Origin of the sequence: Paenibacillus antibioticophila, from assembly GCF_000455265.1 — a bacterium.
Lineage (GTDB): Bacteria > Bacillota > Bacilli > Paenibacillales > Paenibacillaceae > Fontibacillus > Fontibacillus antibioticophila.
This window is the reverse complement of sequence record NZ_HG005141.1, coordinates 153349-174314: the sequence shown is the minus strand read 5'-3', so window position 1 is coordinate 174314 and position 20966 is coordinate 153349. Positions and strand designations below refer to the sequence as shown.

Sequence of the window (20966 nt, the reverse complement as noted above, 5' to 3'; positions counted from 1 at the left end):
GTCCGCCCCGCAGGTGGCGGACCGGATCCAGGCCGAGCTGGACGCGGCCAAGGCGCGGGGAGAGATCACGGGCGTGCTCGCCTTTGACGAGCACCTCCCGTTCTACCGCGCTGACTGCGTGCTCTCGCTCGGCAGCCTGGCGCGGCTCGAGACGGCTGCGCACCGTCTCTACGCCGCGTTGCGCCGCTTCGACGATAGCGGCGTCACGGTCATGCTGGCCGAGGCTTGTCCCGAGGACGGCCTCGGCGCCGCCGTGATGAACCGCCTGCTGAAAGCGGCGGGTCACCGAATCATCTTCGTCTGAATTCAACCGCCGAAGGAGGATGCCTCATGATCATGATTGGTCTGACCGGCTGGGGGGATCACCCGAAGCTGTATCCTCCGGGTACCCCTGCCAGGGAGAAGCTGGCCAGATATGCGGACTACTTCCCGCTTGTTGAAGTAGACAGCTCTTTTTATGCCGTACTGGGAGAGGCGACGTACCGCAAGTGGCTGGAGGAAGCGCCGCAGCTTGCCTTTATTCTGAAGGCCTATCGTGGAATGACCGGCCATCTGCGGGGCAAGAACCCTTACCCGGACGCGGATGCGATGTACCGCGCTTACCTTGATTCTATTGCTCCTGTGGTGGAATCCGGGCGGCTAAAGGCAGTGATGTTCCAATTCCCGCCCTGGTTCGATTGTACGGCAGAGCATGTACGCCAGCTGCGGGCGATCAAACGTCGGATGCAGGGCTTGCCGCTTGCGGTTGAATTCCGGCATCGCAGCTGGTATGCGCAGAATGTGCTGGAGGAGACGCTTGCCTTCCTTCGGCTTGAAGGCTGGATTCACATCATATGCGACGAGCCCCAGATCGGCGAAGGATCGGTTCCGGTTGTGTTGGAGCCTGCCCATCCTGAACTGACCCTGGTTCGCCTGCATGGCCGCAATACGGGCGGCTGGCTGCAGAGCGGCTCGCCCGATTGGCGGGAGACCCGAAATTTATACTGCTATACCTCCGAAGAATTGCATGAATGGGGACGCCGCCTGGACACATTACTGGAAAAAGGCGCGCGTGAACTAGGGATGATATTTAACAATAATTCCGGAGGAGACGCCGCTCCCAATGCGCTTGAGATGATGAAGCTCCTTGGCATGACTGCGGGAGAGCTGCCTCCGCAGCAGCTTGATTTATTTTAAAATTATATAAGTTGAACTATAAATCTACGTAGAAAGGGCATAAGAGTGAAGTGTGCTGAAGAAACGGAGTGTTCGCCTTTGTAAGTGGATTTCTACCTTATAATATCTTAGTTCAATTAGAGAAATCCGCGAACAACAGCGATCGTAAGCACACTTCACACGTTGCCTCCAAACGTAAAATTCAGTAGTTCAACTTATATATAGATGATTGGCTGGAGGTGTTGGCCTTGGGAATGTTTGAGCTTGTTCTGCTTATGCTGGTGCTTATCGGTGTCTCCAACGTGCTGAACCGGTTTATCCCTACGATACCGGTACCGCTCTTTCAAATAATATTAGGGACGCTGGCTGCAATTATGCCTCTAGGTCTGCATCTGCCCCTGAACTCGGAGTTGTTCCTGCTACTGTTCATTGCTCCGCTGCTCTATAATGACGGCAAAAAAACACCAAGAGAAGAACTGTGGAACCTGCGCTCTCCCATCCTTCTGCTTGCGCTGGGTCTGGTGTTTGTAACGGTGTTCGCTGGCGGGTATTTCATCCACTGGCTGATCCCAAGTATCCCTTTGCCTGCCGCCTTTGCGCTTGCAGCCATCCTGTCTCCAACAGATGCGGTGGCTGTAAGCTCACTTGCTGGCAGGATTCATCTTCCGAAGGGGATTTTGCGCCTTCTGGAGGGCGAATCACTGATGAACGATGCTTCCGGGCTCGTTGCCTTTAAATTTGCAGTGGCTGCTACCGTCACAGGCGTCTTTTCCCTTGCAGATGCTGCCGTCAGCTTTCTGTGGATCGCGCTGGGAGGACTTCTCTGCGGTGCGGTGCTTGCCTTCCTGATCGTGTGGGTCAGAATGTTTATTCGCCGGCTTGGGATGGAGGATGTGACCGTTCATATGCTGATTCAGATTCTGACGCCGTTCCTCATTTACTTGATCACAGAGGAGCTTGGCTTGTCAGGCATTCTGGCCGTTGTAGCCGGCGGGATCGTGCATGCCATTGAACGGGACCGGAACGAATCGGTGCAGGCTGAGCTGCGCGTGGTGTCACAAAATACGTGGACCGTCATTCTGTACATATTAAACGGTCTGGTCTTTGTGATTCTGGGCTTGGAAATTCCAAGTGCAACCCAGACGATTTTTCACAATCCCGAATATAGCAATCTTCAGGTTCTAGGATTTATTGGCCTAATCTACCTTGGCTTGCTTCTGCTCCGCTTCATCTGGGTGTTTGTCTTCTGGCGGGGCTCCTGGCTGATGGGTAGCGGAGAGGATCTGGAGCGGCCGAAGCTGATGTCCTCGCTGCTGATCTCGTTATCCGGAGTTCGCGGTGCGGTCACGCTTGCCGCGGCCTTCTCTATCCCATTCTTATTGCAAGACGGCAGTGCCTTTCCGGAAAGAGACCTGATTATCTTCTTGGCTGCCGGTGTCATTCTTTGCTCCTTGGTCGTGGCGAGCGTTCTGTTGCCCTTGCTTTCCCGCGAACAGGGAGATGACGTTGATCATTCAGCGGAGCGCGAACACGAGGCCAGACTGCGCATGCTCAAGGCGGGGATCCGTGCAGTCGAGGGTGCAGTTAATGAAGAGAACGGCCGGGCTGCTAGAGAGGTAATCAGCAACTACCGCCGACAGCTGTATCATCTGCAGCAGAGTCAGAATACGGAGGATTGGTCTGACCGCTCGCGCAATGAGTCCATCATGAAGATTCGATTTGCCGCCATACAGGCGGAGCGCCAAGAACTCCAGAAGATGCTGGAGCAGGGAGAAGTATCCGGAGAACTGGCGGGTCAGATCCAGGAAGTCATGAGTCAGATGGAGGTCGTATTATCCAGCGGCTTTAAGATGAAGGCAATGGTTACCTTGTTCCGTCTTCAACGTTTATTCAAGGGACAATTATCGGTCAAGAAGAGGGAGCAGATTCCGATGGATAAGAAGGAGAAATTTGCTTCGATCAGGCTTCGGACGGCGAGTGCGGCACTTGCTGTAGTAAAGTCCCAAATGAATGACACCAACCGCCAGGCGGTCATGATCGTTGCTTCCCAATATCAGGACATGGTGGAGCGTCTTCGTTCAGGTGTGAAGAGCGGTCAGCATATGGATGATACGAACGAGGATATGTTTGACCAATTTAAAAATGAGCTGCAGATCAAGGCGATTCAGGCGGAGCGGGATGAAGTGCAACTGATCTTTGAGGAAGGCGGAATTACTCGGGCCACGGCCAACAAGCTTCGGCAATATATCAATTATACGGAAGCCGGAATCCTCGAGCCCGGTGAAGAGGAGTAACCTAATATAAGTTGAACTATAAAAGTTGCCCCGGTACGTAAAATTATTAGTTCAACTTATATAGCTGCGTTATAATTTCAAGGGCATTCTTGTCATGAATACCGTCTTGTCCGCATAAGGTTGTACAGGTGTAATTTCGGACAGGGGGCGGCTAAATGACGCAGGCCATATCAGAACTGGGTGAACTCGTAACCATTGTGCTCATGGCGATTGCACTGGGGATGGATGCCTTTTCCCTGGGGGTAGGCATCGGTATGAAGGGAGTGCGGCGGATTGACGCTCTTCGGATCGGTACGATGGTGGCCTTGTTCCATGTGCTAATGCCGCTGGTAGGTATTTTTGCCGGTCAGTATGTAGGCGCTTTGCTTGGAGATTTGGCCCGATATGCCTCAGGAGGACTTCTTCTATTGCTGGGCTTGCATATGATTCTCAGCTCATGGAAGGGAGGCGGCTTTCATTCTATTAATCATCGCTCTCTGTGGGGATCGCTCTTGTTCTCGCTCAGCGTCAGCATCGATTCTTTTTCGGTGGGGGTCTCCTTAGGGATGTTCCACAGCAACCTGATTCTGACGGTTCTTTCCTTTGGCTTCTTCGGTGGGCTGATGTCGCTAATGGGACTTGGGCTGGGCAGGCAGATGGGCAAGCAGTTCGGTGATTACGGAGAGGCCGCCGGAGGGGCGATCCTGTTTGCGTTTGGTCTTCTGTTTATCTTTTGATACAATAAGCTGTAAACGCAGGGGGTGACAGGAGTGCGAATTCTATTCGTCTGTACGGGAAATACCTGCCGTAGTCCGATGGCAGAAGGGATTATGCGCAAGCTGGTCGCGGATCGCGGACTTCGAATTGAAGTTAGATCTGCTGGTGTAGCTGCCTCTACGGGTGCCTCCATGTCGCGGCATGCGGAAGCGGTATTGCGGGATAAGGGGATCGTTGACAAGTTCGCTTCAACGCAGCTTCACTCGGAACAGGTAGAGTGGGCTGATCTTATATTGACGCTGACAGAGAGCCACAAGCAGCATATTCGATTCGCTTTTCCAACATCCTTGGATAAGGTCTATACCCTGAAGGAATATGTCAGCGATGGGAGCGGCATGGCTGAGAGCTACGATATCTCCGATCCTTACGGGGGCTCCCGTGATGACTATGATCGAACGGCTGAGGAGATTGCTGCCGCGCTGGACAAGCTTGCTGATAAGCTTGGCGGACAAGCCTGAATTTTACTTCTTTTAAGAGGTTGCTTTTACAGGCATAATGCTTTATTCTAAAGCAAATGAGAGATTCCGATGTGACTGGCGACGGAAGTGGATCAAACCACGATGGAGCATCGGAGACATACGGCCGGTCGCCTGGGCAAAGAGCACGACGCAAGCTTGCAGCGTCATGCTCTTTTTTGCATATTGAAGCGTGTCTTGTCTGGTGTTTCAGGTATAATAAGGGGAAGTACCCTGAAAGGAAGGCCTGAATATGGGAGAAGCAAACAACGTTATCGATCGGGAAAGCTTGTCTGCGCATATAGCTGAAGTGGTAGAGGAGCTGTGTGCGCACGCCAGGCTGGGACCGGGCAAACTGCTCGTCATTGGTGCAAGCACCAGCGAGGTTGCCGGAGTCAGAATCGGAACCGGAGGTGCTGAGGATATCGCTGAATCCCTGTATCGCGGGATAGAGACGGTAAGGATGCAATATGGGTTTGACGTAGCCTATCAATGCTGCGAGCACCTGAATCGGGCGCTTGTTGTGGAGCGGAAGGTCTTGGATCGACTTCGGCTTACGGAGGTAGCCGCGGTTCCGGTTCCCAAGGCAGGCGGTTCCATGGCTGCGATCGCTTATCGTCACTGCTCTGAGCCTTGTCTGGCCGATACCATCGAAGCGGATGCCGGCATTGATATTGGAGAGACGCTGATCGGCATGCATTTGCGGCGGGTTGCTGTTCCATATCGGCCAACCCGAAGGTTCGTGGGGCAGGCCCGAGTGACGGCTGCCTGGACAAGACCAAGGCTGATCGGCGGAGAACGGGCGGTATATGCATTGCCTCGGATCGAATCCGGGGATATCGGGACGTGTGATTGAATTATTTATAATATAGGAGGATTTTAGAAGATGGATCAATTGAGAAAGCAAGACCCTGCAGTTCTGGAAGCGATGAATCTGGAGCTGAAGCGCCAACGGAATAACATTGAGCTGATCGCCTCCGAGAACATTGTTAGTGAAGCGGTTATTGAAGCGATGGGCTCTGTCCTGACCAACAAATACGCTGAAGGCTATCCGGGCAAGAGATACTATGGCGGTTGCGAGCATGTGGATATCGTTGAGGATATTGCCCGCGATCGGGCCAAGCAGCTCTTTGGCGCTGAGCATGCAAATGTTCAGCCTCATTCCGGGGCCCAAGCGAATATGGCGGTATATCTGGCTGCGCTTAAACCGGGAGATACCGTCCTGGGGATGAATCTGGCTCATGGCGGGCATTTGACTCATGGCAGCCCGGTTAATGCTTCCGGCCTGCTCTATAACTTTGTTGCGTATGGCGTACAGGAAGACTCCTCCCTGATCGATTATGAAGAAGTCCGCAAGGCTGCCTTTAAGCATCGTCCCCGCCTGATTGTTGCAGGCGCGAGTGCTTATCCCCGGATCATCGATTTCGAGAAGCTTGGACAAATCGCCAACGAGGTTGGTGCGCTCTTCATGGTGGATATGGCGCATATTGCCGGACTCGTAGCGGCCGGACTTCACCCAAGCCCGGTGCCGCATGCGCACTTTGTGACGACGACCACACACAAGACTTTGCGCGGACCTCGCGGAGGAATGATTCTGTGCCGTCAGCCTTGGGCTGCCGCTATTGATAAGGCTGTATTCCCCGGCACGCAAGGCGGGCCTCTGATGCATGTGATCGCCTCCAAAGCGGTTGCGCTGGGTGAGGCATTGCAGCCTTCATTCAAAACCTATGCAGAGAATGTAGTCAAAAATGCGAAGGCGCTGGCAGAGACGCTTCTTGGCGAAGGCCTGAATCTGGTCTCCGGCGGAACCGACAATCATCTGATGCTCATTGATACCCGTAACCTGAATATCACGGGCAAAGACGCCGAGCATGTGCTCGACTCCATCGGCATTACCGTGAACAAGAACGCGATTCCGTTCGATCCGACCAGCCCGTTTGTAACGAGCGGCATCCGGATCGGCACGCCGGCAGTGACATCGCGAGGCATGGATGAGGAAGCGATGAAGGCGATCGGCCGGATCATCGCGCTCGTGCTGAAGAATCCTAAGGATGAAGCCGTATTGGCCAAAGCGCGCGGACAGGTTGCGGAGCTGACCGATAAGTTCCCGATCTATCCCGAGCTGAGCTACGAATAAGCGTAACCCCAAAATTACCGTCCGCAGAAAATCTGCGGGCGGTTTTTCTTGTTGCCCATCGCGATGAAGATTGCGCAAATCCCCCAGTCCTATCAATCGTTTATCGCATAAGATATTGTGATACGGAAATCGGCATATTCCTCATAGCAGGATGCATGCGCTCAAAGGAAGAGGCAGGAGCGGAGGAGGTGATGCGATGGGCTACTATTATACGGCGATCGGGGACTCTTTGACGAAAGGGGCAGGGGCCTGGCTGAGCGGCGGATTTGCTCCCCTTTACCGTCAGATGGCCGAAGAACGTCTGCGGACCCCGGTCGATTATGAGAATTTGGGGGTCAATGGGCTAACCAGCGATAAATTGCTGCCGATGGTTCGAAATAACCAGTATTTCCGGACGGCGATCAACCGGGCCGACATAATAACCGTGTCCATAGGCGCGAATGATTTGCGCCCGTACGCCAAGGCCCTGGCCGGCAGGTCCGGCGTCGGGGCTTCCGGGATTGCACAGGCGCTGAATCGTACGAAGGGAAATGTGCGGCAAATCGTGTATGAAATGTATCGGATCAAATCGGGTCAGCGCCGTCCATTCATTATTCGCATGGTGGGGGTGTACAATCCTTTTCCGAGTGTAAGGGAAGTGGGAGCGTACGCTCGTCAGTACAATTCGTTTCTTTCCGGGCTCGGAGGAGGGAATTACCGGGTCGCGGATATTTATCCGTCGTTTGCGGGCAACGAACGGGAGCTGCTCTTCCTGGACGGCGTTCATCCCAATGCCCGCGGTTACCGCATGATCGCGCAAGAATTGCATCGTTTGGGCTATTTTCCATTGAGGTAAGAGGAAACAAGCAGCATATTCCGTTATCGTGCATTAGACTTAGTTTTCACGAAGCGGTCAAAATGGAGGACGTCCAATATTTGACGGATGCTGTCGGGCGGATGATGAACCGGCTTCCATCGATGAACAAATTTGAATTGCTGAGTTAAGCGGTCAGACGCGGCTTGCATAGGCGGCGTCTTTTTTCTGGGCGATTTTCGCCGTTCCTATAAATGGAACGTTTCGCCTTACCGCGTTCATGGAAATCGAATATAGACAATGATATAATAAACGAGATTTGGGCGGCTTTTTAGGAATATGGATGGGAATGCCGCCGCAAGTGAAGACTGAGCAATAAAACCGGAGGGACAAAAACATGGGAAAATTGGTGATATGTGATCACCCCTTGATTCAACACAAACTGACTTTTATTCGCGACATGCGAACCAACACGAAGGACTTTCGTGAGCTAGTGGATGAAGTAGCAACTTTGATGGCATATGAGATTACGAGGGAAATTCCGCTTGAATCCATTACGGTGCAGACACCGGTTGCTGAAGCCGAATCGAAGGTCATTTCCGGGCGAATGCTGGGTCTGATCCCGATTCTGCGGGCGGGATTGGGGATGCTTGACGGCGTCCTTAAGCTGCTTCCTGCGGCAAAGGTTGGACATGTTGGATTGTTCCGCGATCCGGAGACGCTTCAGCCGGTGGAATACTACATAAAGCTTCCGACCGATGTGCAGGAACGTGAATTGATCGTGATCGATCCAATGCTGGCAACAGGGGGATCTGCGATCGCTGCAATTACGGCATTAAAGAACCGCGGCTGCACCCAGATCAAGATGATGAATCTGATTGCTGCTCCCGAGGGAGTGAAGGCCGTACACGACGTTCATCCGGACGTGGATATTTATGTTGCGGCACTGGATGATCATTTGAATGAACACGGATATATCATTCCTGGTCTTGGTGATGCGGGCGACCGTTTGTATGGAACCAAGTAACAGACAGATAAGCTGACTAAAGGAGGGGACCATGTTGTCCAAGATTAAGGTGATGACGATCTTCGGTGTTCGCCCTGAAGCGATTAAGATGGCTCCGCTGATTCTAGAGCTGCAGAAGCATCCGGAGCATATTGAATCTGTGGTATGCGTTACTGCGCAGCACCGCGAGATGCTGGATCAGGTGCTTGAAGTGTTCAAGCTGGTGCCGGACTATGATCTGGATGTCATGAAGCCGAATCAGACCTTGAACGAGATTACCCTGCGGGTGCTTGAAGGCTTGGAAAAGGTACTGCGTGAGGCAAAGCCGGATATTGTGCTTGTGCACGGAGATACATTGACTACATTTCTGGCAAGCTATGCTGCCTTCCTGCAGCAAATCAAGGTCGGCCATGTAGAGGCGGGCTTGCGGACCTGGAATAAACTGTCGCCTTATCCCGAAGAGATGAATCGTCAATTGACCGGGATTCTTGCGGATATCCATTTTGCACCGACAGACTGGTCTGCAGGGAATTTGAGAAAAGAGAATAAGCAAGAGTCAAGTATTTTTATCACAGGCAATACTGTTACAGATGTGTTTCAATATACTGTAAAGCCGAATTATAGCAATTCTGTGTTAGAATGGGCCGCGGGAAAGCGACTTATTCTCATGACTGCACACCGGCGGGAGTCGCAGGGAGAGCCGCATATGAATATTTTCCGTGCCGTTAAGCGGATTGCGGATGAATTTGAGGATGTGGCTATCTGCTATCCTGTTCATCTAAGCCCTGCTGTCAGAGAGCCGGCTTATGAAACCTTGGGCGGTCATCCCCGTATTAAATTGATTGAACCTTTAGATGTGGTGGATTTGCATAATTTCTATCCGCATACTCACCTCATTCTTACGGATTCCGGCGGTTTACAAGAAGAAGCGCCGTCTTTTGGCGTTCCTGTGCTAGTGCTTCGTGACACAACGGAACGGCCGGAGGGGATCGAAGCGGGAACACTGGAGCTCGTGGGCACAGATGAGGAGATGGTTTATGAGCGGACTAAGGCGTTGCTTGAAGACAATGAGTTGTATAATTCTATGAGTCGGGCCGCTAACCCGTACGGCGATGGAAAGGCTTCCGAAAGAATTGTCAATGCGCTTCTTCACTATTTCGGGATTATAAACGAGCGTCCGGAAAGTTTTCACAGAAAGTTCACAAATTAATAGGAACAATAAATTGTGTTTCAAGCCTGCATAGCATACAGTTATACTGTACGGTTTAGCGCTTTCTTTAGGTTATTGCAAGGACATTTCCAACATGAACCTTCATTGACAAAAAGTCGTCACATTCAGTAAAATAAGTTGGGATTGCATGGAATGAGAAAATCTGATAAGGAAGTTCAACCTTGGGTCATTGCCTCTTATATAAGCGGGGCAGGTATACTTCTGGTAATTTACATTATGTCGGGTTTTTGGGTCTCAAAATGGATGGTGTCGCACTTTGAGGCGTCTGCGGCTTGGATCGCTGTCGGGACAAGCGCCGGATTAATTCTTGGCGTGGTTAATATTATTGTTCTAATTTACAAGTTGATGGGGGACCGTAATGGATGATTTGAATTCCATCGTCACGGCCGTAACCCGTGCTACATTGCTGATATTATCGGCTACGCTGATTGGGTGGGCCTTTCTCCCGGCATATAGGCTGATTTTTGGCGGTCTGATCTTGGGTCTTGTTTTTGGTTTGGTGTATGTCCGTTTCCTGTCTGCAAAGGTGCGAGGATTGGTGAATCTTGTCGTCAGCCAGCAGCAGAAGCGATATAGTTTCGGATTTCTTACTAGAATGTGCCTGGTATTGGCAGCGGTGATGTTTGCGGTGCGCTTCGAGCATTTCTCAATTGTATCTACAATTATAGGATTGTTTATACCGCCTTTACTAACTTTGCCGGCAGGGATAGTAATCGGACTCCGTAACAAGTCTTGATAGCTGAAGAGAGGAAAGGGGTGAATATTGACACATGCATGACGCGCCCATTATTAATCTTGGCGGATTCAATCTGGATCTCTCTGCAGTTTTAATGTTGTTTGTGAGTGGAACCCTTGTGTTTCTGCTTTGCATACTGGCAACAAGAAGACTATCTGTAGAAAATCCAGGCAAACTTCAGAATTTTATGGAATGGGTTGTTGAATTCGTTCAAGGTATCATCGGGAGTACGATGGATTTGAAGAAAGGGAAACCTTACGTATCCCTCGGTCTAACGTTGATTTTGTTCATTTTTATATCCAATCTGCTCGGTCTGCCAATGGGATTTATTACGGAAGCTCACAAGCCTGAGATGATCTTCGGGCATGTGATTGAAGCGACCAAGGATCTTGCGAATGGAGAACACGCAGAGCTTCTGTGGTGGAAATCTCCAACCGCTGACGTTTCTGTAACAGCCGGACTGGCATTAATTGTGTTTTTCTTGATGAATTATCTAGGGTTGAAGAACAACCGGAAGCATTACCTCAAGCACTATGTTGAGCCGTTTCCGTTGCTGCTTCCGCTGAACCTCATTGAGAACCTGGCGAAGCCGGTCGCTCTGGCAATCCGGTTATACGCCAACATCTTTGCCGGTGAAGTGCTTATTACGGTTATTTTGAAGCTGGGACTTGTAGGGATTCCATTTATGGCCGCATGGCAAGGCTTCAGCGTCTTTGTCGGTGCGCTGCAGGCATACATCTTTACGATTCTGACTATGGTTTACATTGGACAGATGACGATTCACGAAGAAGGCGAGAGTCATTGATAACACTCAAGAAGCGGCCATTGTATGGTTAAAGCTTCAAGAGGTCTATTATATCAAAAATAATGAAGAACATATCTAAGGAGGAAATTAGAATGACATTTATGGCAGCAGCTTTGGCAGTAGGTTTGGGTGCGCTTGGCGCGGCAATTGGTAACGGTATGATTGTAAAGAGTACGGTTGAATCCATCGCACGTCAGCCGGAAGCAGCAAGCAAGCTTCAAACAACAATGTTTGTCGGCGTAGGTATCGTCGAAGTTGTTCCGCTCGCGGCAACAGTTATTGCATTCTTGATCATGTTTTCCTAATAAAGATTACGGTTTGGCGGGGAGGGCCGATGCCATCCGCGCCTTCGTTTTTTAATTTTTTGCATGATTATGAAAATGCATGTCGCAGCTAACGGAAAGGAGTGACATCGGTGGTAATCCATTGGGAGAATATTGTCATTACGATTATTGCATTCGCACTTTTATATTGGCTGCTGAACAAGTTCGCTTTCGGCAAGCTGTTTGCAGTGATGGAGAAGCGCCGTGAGCTGGTGCGCGGCCAATTGGAGGAAGCGAAGCAGACCAGAGAACAGGCTACAGTGTATGTGGAAGAGCAGAAGGAAGCTCTGAAGCAGGCCCGTCAAGATGCCTTCGAGATTATCGAACAGGCCAAGCAAAGCAGCAGCAAGCAGGCGCTTGATCTGCTGGATCAGGCCAAAGCAGATGCTACAAGGATGAAGGAAGAAGCTATCCGGGATATTGAGAGCGAAAGAACCAAGGCGGTTGACGCTCTTCGCGGCGAGATTGGAGCCTTCTCCGTCAATATTGCTTCCAAGCTGATCGAACGTGAGGTTGAGAATAATCCTGCCGATCAAGAGAAGCTCGTTGATCAATATCTCAAAGAAGTAGGTAGCAGATCATGAGTCGGGAGACAGTAGTTGCCGGAAGATACGCGAAGGCGCTATATGAAATCGCCGAACAGGATCAACGTACGGTCGAAGTGGAGCAGGAGCTTCAGGCTCTTGTGCAAACCTTGCACGAAGATCACGAAATTGAGCAGTTCATCCTTAGTCCGAATATTTCTTCGGCAGCCAAATGGGATGTCATTCGCAGCGGGCTGGAGGGTAAACTGTCCGAGACAGTCATTTCGCTCGCCAAATTGCTTATTGACCGTGGCAGAATTGCGATTTTACCTGAGCTATTGTACAGCTATACCAAGATTGCCGGAGAGAAGCTGGGACGGGTGGATGCGCTTGTAACAAGTGTTTATCCGCTTAGTGAGCAGGAGCAGGCGACAGTTGCTGCCGAATTTGGACAATTGATTCACAAGAAGGTTCGGATTCAGAACAATGTCGATAAAAATCTGCTTGGCGGCATCAAGGTGAGAATTGGCGATACGCTGTACGATGGAAGTTTGTCCGGCAAGCTTGAACGGCTTGAAAAGTCTTTTCGAAGACAAGCACTGTAGATAGGGGTGAAACACTTGAGTATCAAACCTGAAGAGATCAGTACACTGATTAAAAGTCAGATCGAACAGTATAAATCCGAAATTGAAGTGGCCGAAGTCGGCACCGTTATCCACGTTGGTGACGGGATTGCCCGTGTCCACGGACTTGAAAACGCCATGGCAAACGAGCTTCTTGAGTTTGATAATGGCGTGTTTGGCCTTGCGCTGAACCTGGAAGAGAGCAATGTGGGCGTCGTTATCCTGGGTCCATACAGCGGAATCCGTGAAGGAGACCAAGTGAAACGCACGGGGCAAATCATGCAGGTTCCTGTAGGTGAAGCCCTGCTCGGCCGCGTTGTCAATCCATTGGGTCAGCCTGTGGATGGGAAAGGCCCAATTGCAACAAGTGAATTCCGTCCTGTAGAGAATAACGCTCCTGGCGTTATCGAACGTAAATCGGTACATGAGCCGATGCAGACCGGGATCAAAGCGATTGACTCGATGGTTCCGATTGGCCGCGGCCAACGCGAGCTCATTATCGGCGACCGTCAAACCGGTAAAACTGCGATTGCAATCGATACGATCATCAACCAAAAAGGCAATGGCGTAAAATGTATTTATGTCGCGATCGGACAAAAGCAATCTACCGTTGTTAATGTAGTAGAGACATTGCGTCGTCATGGCGCGCTTGATTACACGATTGTCGTTACGGCTGCCGCATCGGAGCCTTCGCCGCTCTTGTACATCGCTCCATACGCCGGCGTAGCTATGGCCGAGTATTTCATGTATAAAGGCGAGCATGTCCTCATCATTTATGATGACTTGACCAAGCAAGCTGCGGCATATCGGGAATTGTCCCTGCTCCTCCGTCGTCCTCCGGGCCGCGAAGCATATCCAGGCGACGTATTCTATCTGCATTCCCGTTTGCTGGAACGTGCAGCGAAGCTTAGTGATGAATTGGGTGGCGGCTCAATCACCGCGCTTCCATTTATCGAAACCCAGGCTTCCGACGTCTCGGCTTATATCCCAACGAACGTAATTTCGATTACGGACGGACAGATCTTCCTGGAGTCCGATCTGTTCTATTCCGGTCAACGTCCGGCGGTCAACGTCGGTATTTCCGTATCCCGGGTAGGCGGCTCCGCGCAGATTAAGGCCATGAAGAAGGTTGCTGGTACCCTCCGTCTGGATCTTGCTCAATATCGCGAGCTTCAAGCATTCTCTCAATTCGGTTCCGACCTCGATAAGTCGACGCAAGCTCGTCTGACTCGCGGTTCCCGGATGATGGAAATCCTGAAGCAAGGCGTGAACCAGCCGCTGGCTGTCGAAGAGCAGGTTGTGAGCTTGTACACGGCAGTTAAGGGCTATCTTGATGATATCGCGCTGAAAGACGTGCGTCGTTTTGAAGCCGAGTTCCTCTCCTTCGTGAAGAGTCAACATGCCGAAGTTCTCCAATCGATCCGTGACACCAAGGATCTGACTGCGGATAACGAAGCGTTGCTGAAGGAAGTTATTGAGAAATTCAAAAAAGGCTTTGCAGCCTCTGTATAATACAGGTTTAACCGGCTCTGGCTCTTGTGCCGGAGGCCGGTTATAAGCAGATGGTCTGACAACATGAGGATTAGGAATGGTGCGGAATACGCAACGGACTGAACCCTCGAATTCGCTATTGCGGCCCGTTCAGTAGCATAGACTGCTCTAAGTGCTATTTCTACAACTAAATTGAGTTTAGAGCGTGAAGGTCGATGGTTAGTTGACTATTATGCACTTATTCCTTTGCGAAAGACGTCAAAGGGTGTTTTTTGAAGGGTTTTAAGTGCGATCTCTACACCTAAATCAGTATTATTGCGCATATGTCGCTTTTTAGTTGATGTTTGTACACTTATTTTGGTTTTGGCTAATAAACGAATGGGGCTGAGGTTTTCCGAAATCAGTCGAATAGTGCTGCTGTCAGATCGAAGATAGATGTTTAAAACTAAGTAATGCTTTCGAAGTAACTTTGGCTTAAGCCAAAGTTAAGCTTATGCTTACGAAGTAGTTTTGGCTTTGCCAAAACTTAGGTTTATGCTTTCGAAGTAACTTTGGCTCCGCCAAAGTTAAGCTTATGCTTACGAAGTAGTTTTGGCTTTGCCAAAACTTGAAGGTGGTGAAATTATGGCAAAAGGGATCCGCGAAATAAAACGCCAAATCAAGAGTGTCCAAAACACCCGGCAGATCACGAAAGCGATGGAGATGGTTGCTTCAGCCAAGCTGAGAAAGGCGCAAGAGAAGGCGCAGGCCTCCCGTCCTTACAAGGAGAAGCTGAAGGAAGTAGTGTCGAGCATCGCGTCTGGGAGCGAGGAGATTTCCCATCCGATGCTGGTATCGCGTCCGGTGAAACGCACGGCTTATATCGTCATTACATCCGATGGCGGATTGGTCGGCGGATACAATGCCAACTTGCTCCGTGCAGTCATGGATACACTCAAGGCGAAGCATGCTTCTACCGAGGAATATGGTCTGTTCGTGATCGGGCGCAAGGGCCGGGACTATTTGAGCCGGCGCAATCAACCGGTTGTGCATTCTGTTACCGACCTGTCAGACTCTCCGAAATTTTCCGATATTAAGTCTTTAGCGTATAGCGCTGTACAGGGATTTGAGATCGGGGAATATGACGAGGTGTTCATTTGCTACAGCAAATTCATTAACGCTATTTCACAAAAACCGACGGTTGACCGCCTGCTTCCTTTTGACAAAGTAGAGTCTGAGGGTGCGACAGCAGAATACGAATACGAACCATCACCGGAACGCGTATTAGAGATGCTGCTGCCGAAATATGCCGAGACTTTGATCTTTAGTGCTTTGCTGGAAGGTAAAGCAAGTGAGCTTGGCGCGAAAATGACCGCAATGGGCAGCGCAACGAAAAATGCATCGGAAATGATCAATCAACTCACTCTGACATTTAACCGGGCGCGTCAGGCGGCTATTACCCAAGAAATCACGGAAATTGTCGCAGGTGCAAACGCACAGAGCTGAGGATGAAAGTTTGCGGAGGTGCAGGACAGGCGAAGTTCGATTCGCTAATGTACCTGCATGATTGAAATGTCCGCAAAACTATTAGGAGGGAACATTAGATGAACAAGGGACGCGTTGTTAGCGTAATGGGTCCGGTTGTTGACGTGGAATTTGACCGTGGTCAATTGCCGGAAATTTTCAACGCCATTAGAATTGTGAAGCAGAACGCGCAGGATGATTCGGGCGACCTGATTTTGGAAGCGTCCAATCATCTTGGCGATAACCTCGTCCGCTGTATTGCTATGTCCTCTACAGACGGACTTGTACGCGGGACTGAGGCGGAGGATCTTGGTGCTCCAATTTCTGTTCCTGTAGGTGAAGTTACACTGAGCCGGGTATTTAACGTGCTTGGTGAAGCAATCGACAATAAGGGACAAGTGGAAGGCGCGATCCGTAATCCGATTCACCGTGAGCCTCCTAAATTCGAGGATTTGTCGACACAGGCTGAAATTCTTGAAACCGGGATTAAGGTTATTGACCTGCTCGCTCCTTATGCCAAGGGCGGTAAAATCGGTCTCTTCGGCGGTGCCGGCGTAGGTAAAACCGTAACCATTCAGGAATTGATTCATAACATTGCCCAAGAACACGGCGGTATCTCCGTATTTGCCGGGGTAGGCGAGCGTACCCGTGAGGGGAACGACTTGTACATGGAAATGACTGAATCGGGCGTTATTGCCAAGACGGCGATGGTGTTCGGACAGATGAACGAGCCTCCGGGTGCGCGTCTTCGCGTTGCGCTGACGGGTCTGACGATGGCGGAATATTTCCGCGATCAAGAAGGCCGTGACGTGCTTCTGTTTATCGACAACATTTTCCGCTTTACTCAAGCGGGTTCCGAAGTTTCCGCTTTGCTCGGCCGGATGCCTTCCGCGGTAGGTTATCAGCCTACACTGGCAACGGAAATGGGTCAATTGCAGGAACGGATCACCTCGACGAAAAAGGGTTCGGTTACTTCCATTCAAGCCATCTATGTACCTGCGGATGACTATACTGACCCGGCGCCTGCAACCACATTTGCTCACTTGGATGCAACCACAAACCTGGAGCGTAAAATTTCCGAGAAAGGGATTTTCCCTGCGGTGGATCCGTTGGCATCCAGTTCCCGGATTTTGACGCCGGAAATTGTGGGCGAGGAGCATTACAATGTAGCTCAAGGGGTTAAGCAACTACTGGCCCGCTATAAAGAGCTCCAGGATATTATCGCGATTCTCGGTATGGATGAATTGTCTGAGGACGACAAGATTCTCGTGGCCCGTGCCCGGAAGATTGAACGCTTCCTCTCGCAACCGTTCAACGTTGCGGAACAGTTCACTGGAATCAAGGGTAAATATGTACCGATTTCTGAAACGGTTCGCAGCTTCAAGGAAATTCTGGACGGCAAGCATGACAACCTTCCGGAAGCGGCCTTCCTCTTCGTAGGCACCATTGAAGAAGCTGTTGAAAAGGCGAAATCGCTGTAAGTAGACGGATGCTTCAGTAATGAACGTCCCACGAACAGGAGGGATGAAGGTGAGCACCTTTTTATTGGAAATAGTTACGCCTGAGCATGTCGTGTTCTCCGAGCAGGTGAGCAGCCTGAGCGTACGCGGCATCGAGGGGGAACTCGGCATCCTGCCGGGACATATTCCATTTGTAACGCCTTTGCAGGTTGCGCCGATCACGATCCGGATGGAAGGGAAAATCTTGCCGGTGGCTGTTCATGGCGGATTTGTCGAGGTTCAGGGCAATAAGGTGATCGTGCTTGCAGAAAGCGCTGAAATGCCGCAGGAAATCGACATTGATCGAGCTCTTGCTGCACGTGAACGCGCAGAACGCAGACTCCATGCAGGGGCGCGTGACCGTATTGATCATCGCCGTGCAGAGCTTTCGCTGCAAAGAGCCATTACACGGATCAACGTATCAAGCCGTTCAAAGGAATAGTGCGGCAACCATGCCTTTGAGTCGGTGGAATCCTTCAAAGCCGGACGCCTTCATCGGTGTCCGGCTTTTTGTATTTTCGCAGGCAGGAATTACCCGGCTTCATAACGAACATATTAAGAATGATTTATCTGCATCTTTAGAAGTGATTTTTTTCCGCGTTACTACCTTTGCGAATAGTTCCAAAGCATCAAGATAGACAATAATTGAAATTGGAAGCCTTTGCAAGCGAAAGAAACACTGGATTATTATCACGTTGCCAAGTATGATATATAAGGTCTATATTTTACCTGCAATAATTCCGATATATTTTAAATGCGTTATATTAACCGTTTGGGTATCTGCGGCATAAATATAACGTGACAGGGAGGAAAGTCATGTGAGTCCGGTCGATACTGTTCCTGCGTCTGTCGGGGTGAGCGGTCTTACGGCTATACTCGTATCGCTGGTATGTGTGGCAATCGCCTGGTGGTCGCTTCAGGGCCTGAAACTGGATCTGGTAATCCGTCATCCCAAGGGACCGCAAGGAAAGCTGCTTCAATTATTGCTGGCGGTAGCGCTGGGTCGCTTTGTGGCCTCCTTTGTACTTGATTACCTTGGATACACGCAGATGCTGCGATATCTGTTTTAATGGATGGCTGATTGGTTAAAGGTGGTGTAGACCACTAGCACGGACGAGGGAAATGTCGAATAACATCAAAGCATTGTGTCAACAATGGTGTTAAAGGAACATTAGTACGATGAACAAATCCTGGGCTCGAAGCAACGAATATTTCCTCGGAAATTGTTGTTTCTAGACAGGTGTAGAGCCTTGTGCGCCTCAAATGACCGATGTTATGATGGAGTTTAAGGGGAAATGGTGAAAATGAACGCGCGGAGGGAACCAAGATGAGCAAATTTATCGTCCGCGGTGGCAATGTTTTGGCCGGGAACGTAAAAGTGAGCGGAGCAAAAAATTCAGTGCTGCCAATTATTGCAGCTTCCTTGCTGGGAGAAGAAGGCGTTAGTATTATTCGTGATGCTCCTCCCCTGGATGATGTAATGACCATTAATAAAGTATTAAAATCGCTGGGGGCGGATGTTACATATGATCGGGAAGTGATTACGGTCAATGCACAGACAATCTCCTCATGCGAAGCGCCGTATGAATGGGTACGGAAAATGCGGGCGTCGTTTCTTGTCATGGGCCCCTTGTTAACCCGGATGGGGTATACACGGATTTCGCTGCCTGGAGGCTGTGCTATTGGTACAAGACCAATCGATCAGCATCTCAAGGGCTTTGAAGCAATGGGTGCAGAGATTACATTGGGGCAAGGTTTTATCGAAGCGCGGTCACAGGGACGTCTGCGCGGAGCGAAGATTTATCTGGATGTAGCCAGTGTAGGCGCAACCGAGAATATCATGATGGCGGCATCCCTGGCGGAAGGCACGACTGTCATCGAAAATGCGGCGAAAGAGCCGGAAATTGTCGATTTAGCCAATTATTTGAACGGAATGGGCGCCGTCGTCCGCGGAGCCGGTACGGGCATCATTCGGATTGAAGGCGTAGATAAGCTCCATGGAGTGGAGCATACGGTCATTCCGGACCGGATTGAAGCAGGAACATTTATGATCGCTGCGGCTATGACCAAAGGAAATGTATTTGTAGAAGGCGCGATTGCGGATCATTTGGGTCCGGTCATTGCCAAGCTGGAAGAGATGGGCGTACAGGTTGAAGTGCAGGAGAATGGTGTTCGGGTTATCGCCGACAAGCCGCTTAAAGCGGTGGACGTTAAGACCCTTCCTTATCCGGGCTTCCCAACCGATATGCAATCCCAAATGATGGCGTTGCTTCTGGCGTCGGAAGGCACCAGTGTTGTTACGGAGACGGTATTTGAGAACCGCTTTATGCATGTTGATCAGTTCCGGCTGATGAATGCAGGGATCAAGGTGGAAGGCCGCAGTGCCATTGTTACAGGCGGGTCCAAGCTGAGCGGGGCCAAGGTATGCGCAACCGATTTGCGCGCAGGCGCAGCGTTGATTATTGCCGGCCTTGCCGCTAACGGAACAACAGAAGTAAGCGGGACACATCATATTGACCGTGGATATGTTCATTTGGCGGAGAAGCTCTCCGGGCTTGGTGCAGATATCTGGCGCATCAGCGAGGAGAAGGAACCGGCTGCTGAAGCGGCTAAAGCTCCGGCAAAGCGTCAGGATGAAATCCCGGTGCTTAAAATCCAGCCAACTTGGGCTTAACTGAGTACAATTTTTATCATCCTATACTAATAAGATCGTAAGCTAATGAATACACAAGGGCTATCCCGAAGATTTGATCTGACGGGAGGTCCTATTTTTGTTTTTCAAGACCTTGTGCATGGCCGATTTCTCCCTACTAGTAGCTATAGAGAAGTGTGATGATCAATTGGTCTAATTACCCGAGTGACTACAATTCGATTTTTAGTGAAAATACTTCCCTTACAGTTACCGATTACCACTCAAATCCACTTTTAGTGAATAAAATTACCTTAGATCTCCAGTAACTAGTTAAATCCCCTTTTCAGCCAATTCTAAGCGCAAAAATTTCACTAAATCCATATTTAGGCTGGTTTTCCTAATTGCAATATCATTTTCTTCACTAAATTCTGAATGACTCATAATTCGCAATGCAGCACTATGATGACTCTTAAATCGTATGTTCAGGCCAGGGAAGGTATGTACGCTGCTTGGCTGGAAATGTGACAGACTTGTAGAGTCTGGAGATTCTCTTAATCCAATACTTCCTGCGGGTTCTATCAGATGGGCAAAACTCATATCTATAAGTATAGTGCGCATTAGATATAACGCATCGAAACAATAGGGTAAGACCGTTTCGTTCGCAAGGTCAATCTGGCCGCAGCACGAATGGGGATGGAGGGAATCCAGACATGAAGCATGCAGGCGAAACCTACTCGCAAAGCCGTAATGACCGGAGAATTACCGTAAAAATTGGGGCGGTGAATGAATATGCCCAAGAAACCGGGCAGATGGGCGGACGAGAACAGGCGGCATCAAGCCAGCAGGAACAAGGACGGATAGCTGCAGGGAATTTTTCATTAAGAGGAAAACAAACCTTTGAGGAGAGGCGAGATTACCAGCAGGGACAGGGAGGGCAGTGGAGACCTGAACCTGCGCAAAGGGGCCGCGGGGGCACCGCCCGCGTGCCGGTGGCCGCGCGCCG

24 protein-coding genes and 1 riboswitch are annotated in these 20966 nt (G+C 50.4%); of the genes, 23 read left to right on the top strand and 1 reads right to left on the bottom strand.

Features of this window, described 5'->3' with window-relative positions:
• The 22 genes from TX85_RS27665 to murA form a co-directional block, all read left to right on the top strand.
• Window positions 1-304: Sua5 family C-terminal domain-containing protein (locus TX85_RS27665; RefSeq protein WP_316244899.1), on the top strand; the 304-nt coding region annotated here is incomplete at its 5' end.
• Between the two features lie 26 nt (window positions 305-330).
• Window positions 331-1176 carry a DUF72 domain-containing protein gene (locus TX85_RS17955; RefSeq protein ID WP_044481075.1) on the top strand — a complete coding sequence of 282 codons (846 nt, stop codon included), beginning with the start codon at window positions 331-333 and terminating at the stop codon, window positions 1174-1176.
• A 227-nt stretch (window positions 1177-1403) separates the two neighbouring features.
• On the top strand, window positions 1404-3449 hold the full coding sequence (locus tag TX85_RS17950) for a Na+/H+ antiporter (protein ID WP_044481073.1): 2046 nt from the start codon (window positions 1404-1406) through the stop codon (window positions 3447-3449).
• A 155-nt stretch (window positions 3450-3604) separates the two neighbouring features.
• Window positions 3605-4165 (top strand): manganese efflux pump MntP, encoded by a 561-nt coding sequence (locus TX85_RS17945; RefSeq protein ID WP_044481071.1) that lies wholly within the window; start codon window positions 3605-3607, stop codon window positions 4163-4165.
• Window positions 4166-4198: 33 nt separating this feature from the next.
• Window positions 4199-4663: a low molecular weight protein arginine phosphatase gene (locus TX85_RS17940; protein ID WP_071784220.1), complete on the top strand. Its 465-nt coding sequence runs from the start codon at window positions 4199-4201 to the stop codon at window positions 4661-4663.
• A gap of 61 nt (window positions 4664-4724) precedes the next feature.
• Window positions 4725-4808, top strand: a riboswitch (ZMP/ZTP riboswitch).
• Window positions 4809-4913: 105 nt separating this feature from the next.
• Window positions 4914-5516, top strand: coding sequence for a TIGR01440 family protein (locus TX85_RS17935; protein WP_044481070.1), 603 nt, complete (start codon window positions 4914-4916; stop codon window positions 5514-5516).
• 30 nt (window positions 5517-5546) lie between these two features.
• Complete coding sequence (locus TX85_RS17930) at window positions 5547-6797, top strand: serine hydroxymethyltransferase (RefSeq protein ID WP_044481069.1); 1251 nt, start codon at window positions 5547-5549, stop codon at window positions 6795-6797.
• 196 nt (window positions 6798-6993) lie between these two features.
• Window positions 6994-7632: a GDSL-type esterase/lipase family protein gene (locus TX85_RS17925; RefSeq protein ID WP_044481068.1), complete on the top strand. Its 639-nt coding sequence runs from the start codon at window positions 6994-6996 to the stop codon at window positions 7630-7632.
• A 355-nt stretch (window positions 7633-7987) separates the two neighbouring features.
• Complete coding sequence (upp, locus tag TX85_RS17920) at window positions 7988-8617, top strand: uracil phosphoribosyltransferase (RefSeq protein ID WP_044481066.1); 630 nt, start codon at window positions 7988-7990, stop codon at window positions 8615-8617.
• A gap of 34 nt (window positions 8618-8651) precedes the next feature.
• Window positions 8652-9806 (top strand): non-hydrolyzing UDP-N-acetylglucosamine 2-epimerase, encoded by a 1155-nt coding sequence (gene wecB, locus TX85_RS17915; RefSeq protein ID WP_044481620.1) that lies wholly within the window; start codon window positions 8652-8654, stop codon window positions 9804-9806.
• A 153-nt stretch (window positions 9807-9959) separates the two neighbouring features.
• Window positions 9960-10193 carry a hypothetical protein gene (locus tag TX85_RS17910; RefSeq protein WP_044481065.1) on the top strand — a complete coding sequence of 78 codons (234 nt, stop codon included), beginning with the start codon at window positions 9960-9962 and terminating at the stop codon, window positions 10191-10193.
• Window positions 10186-10563 (top strand): ATP synthase subunit I, encoded by a 378-nt coding sequence (locus TX85_RS17905; RefSeq protein ID WP_044481064.1) that lies wholly within the window; start codon window positions 10186-10188, stop codon window positions 10561-10563. The genes TX85_RS17910 and TX85_RS17905 overlap by 8 nt, the downstream gene beginning before the upstream one ends.
• Before the next feature lie 34 nt (window positions 10564-10597).
• Window positions 10598-11368: a F0F1 ATP synthase subunit A gene (gene atpB / locus TX85_RS17900; protein WP_044481063.1), complete on the top strand. Its 771-nt coding sequence runs from the start codon at window positions 10598-10600 to the stop codon at window positions 11366-11368.
• Between the two features lie 92 nt (window positions 11369-11460).
• A complete protein-coding gene (gene atpE / locus TX85_RS17895; protein WP_044481062.1) occupies window positions 11461-11673 on the top strand; it encodes a F0F1 ATP synthase subunit C in 213 nt (70 codons plus the stop codon).
• A gap of 110 nt (window positions 11674-11783) precedes the next feature.
• Window positions 11784-12275 carry a F0F1 ATP synthase subunit B gene (gene atpF / locus TX85_RS17890; RefSeq protein WP_044481061.1) on the top strand — a complete coding sequence of 164 codons (492 nt, stop codon included), beginning with the start codon at window positions 11784-11786 and terminating at the stop codon, window positions 12273-12275.
• Window positions 12272-12820 (top strand): F0F1 ATP synthase subunit delta, encoded by a 549-nt coding sequence (locus TX85_RS17885; RefSeq protein WP_044481060.1) that lies wholly within the window; start codon window positions 12272-12274, stop codon window positions 12818-12820. Before atpF ends, TX85_RS17885 begins: the two co-directional genes overlap by 4 nt.
• A 15-nt stretch (window positions 12821-12835) precedes the next feature.
• The gene (gene atpA / locus TX85_RS17880) at window positions 12836-14350 is read left to right on the top strand and encodes a F0F1 ATP synthase subunit alpha (protein WP_044481058.1); all 1515 of its coding nucleotides are present in this window, start codon (window positions 12836-12838) and stop codon (window positions 14348-14350) included.
• 603 nt (window positions 14351-14953) lie between these two features.
• Window positions 14954-15814 (top strand): ATP synthase F1 subunit gamma, encoded by an 861-nt coding sequence (atpG, locus tag TX85_RS17875; protein WP_044481057.1) that lies wholly within the window; start codon window positions 14954-14956, stop codon window positions 15812-15814.
• A 98-nt stretch (window positions 15815-15912) separates the two neighbouring features.
• Window positions 15913-17313: a F0F1 ATP synthase subunit beta gene (gene atpD, locus TX85_RS17870; protein WP_044481056.1), complete on the top strand. Its 1401-nt coding sequence runs from the start codon at window positions 15913-15915 to the stop codon at window positions 17311-17313.
• Between the two features lie 49 nt (window positions 17314-17362).
• On the top strand, window positions 17363-17773 hold the full coding sequence (locus TX85_RS17865; protein WP_044481055.1) for a F0F1 ATP synthase subunit epsilon: 411 nt from the start codon (window positions 17363-17365) through the stop codon (window positions 17771-17773).
• Window positions 17774-18149: 376 nt separating this feature from the next.
• A complete protein-coding gene (locus tag TX85_RS17860) occupies window positions 18150-18401 on the top strand; it encodes a DUF1146 family protein (RefSeq protein WP_044481054.1) in 252 nt (83 codons plus the stop codon).
• 257 nt (window positions 18402-18658) lie between these two features.
• Window positions 18659-20005 carry a UDP-N-acetylglucosamine 1-carboxyvinyltransferase gene (murA, locus tag TX85_RS17855; RefSeq protein WP_044481053.1) on the top strand — a complete coding sequence of 449 codons (1347 nt, stop codon included), beginning with the start codon at window positions 18659-18661 and terminating at the stop codon, window positions 20003-20005.
• 288 nt (window positions 20006-20293) lie between these two features.
• Here the strand turns inward: murA and TX85_RS26860 are convergent, their stop codons facing one another.
• Window positions 20294-20560: a hypothetical protein gene (locus tag TX85_RS26860; RefSeq protein WP_222860717.1), complete on the bottom strand. Its 267-nt coding sequence runs from the start codon at window positions 20558-20560 to the stop codon at window positions 20294-20296.
• Between the two features lie 113 nt (window positions 20561-20673).
• Between TX85_RS26860 and TX85_RS26855 the strand changes: the two genes are divergently transcribed.
• On the top strand, window positions 20674-20966 hold a 293-nt coding region (locus TX85_RS26855), incomplete at its 3' end, for a hypothetical protein (protein WP_158297352.1).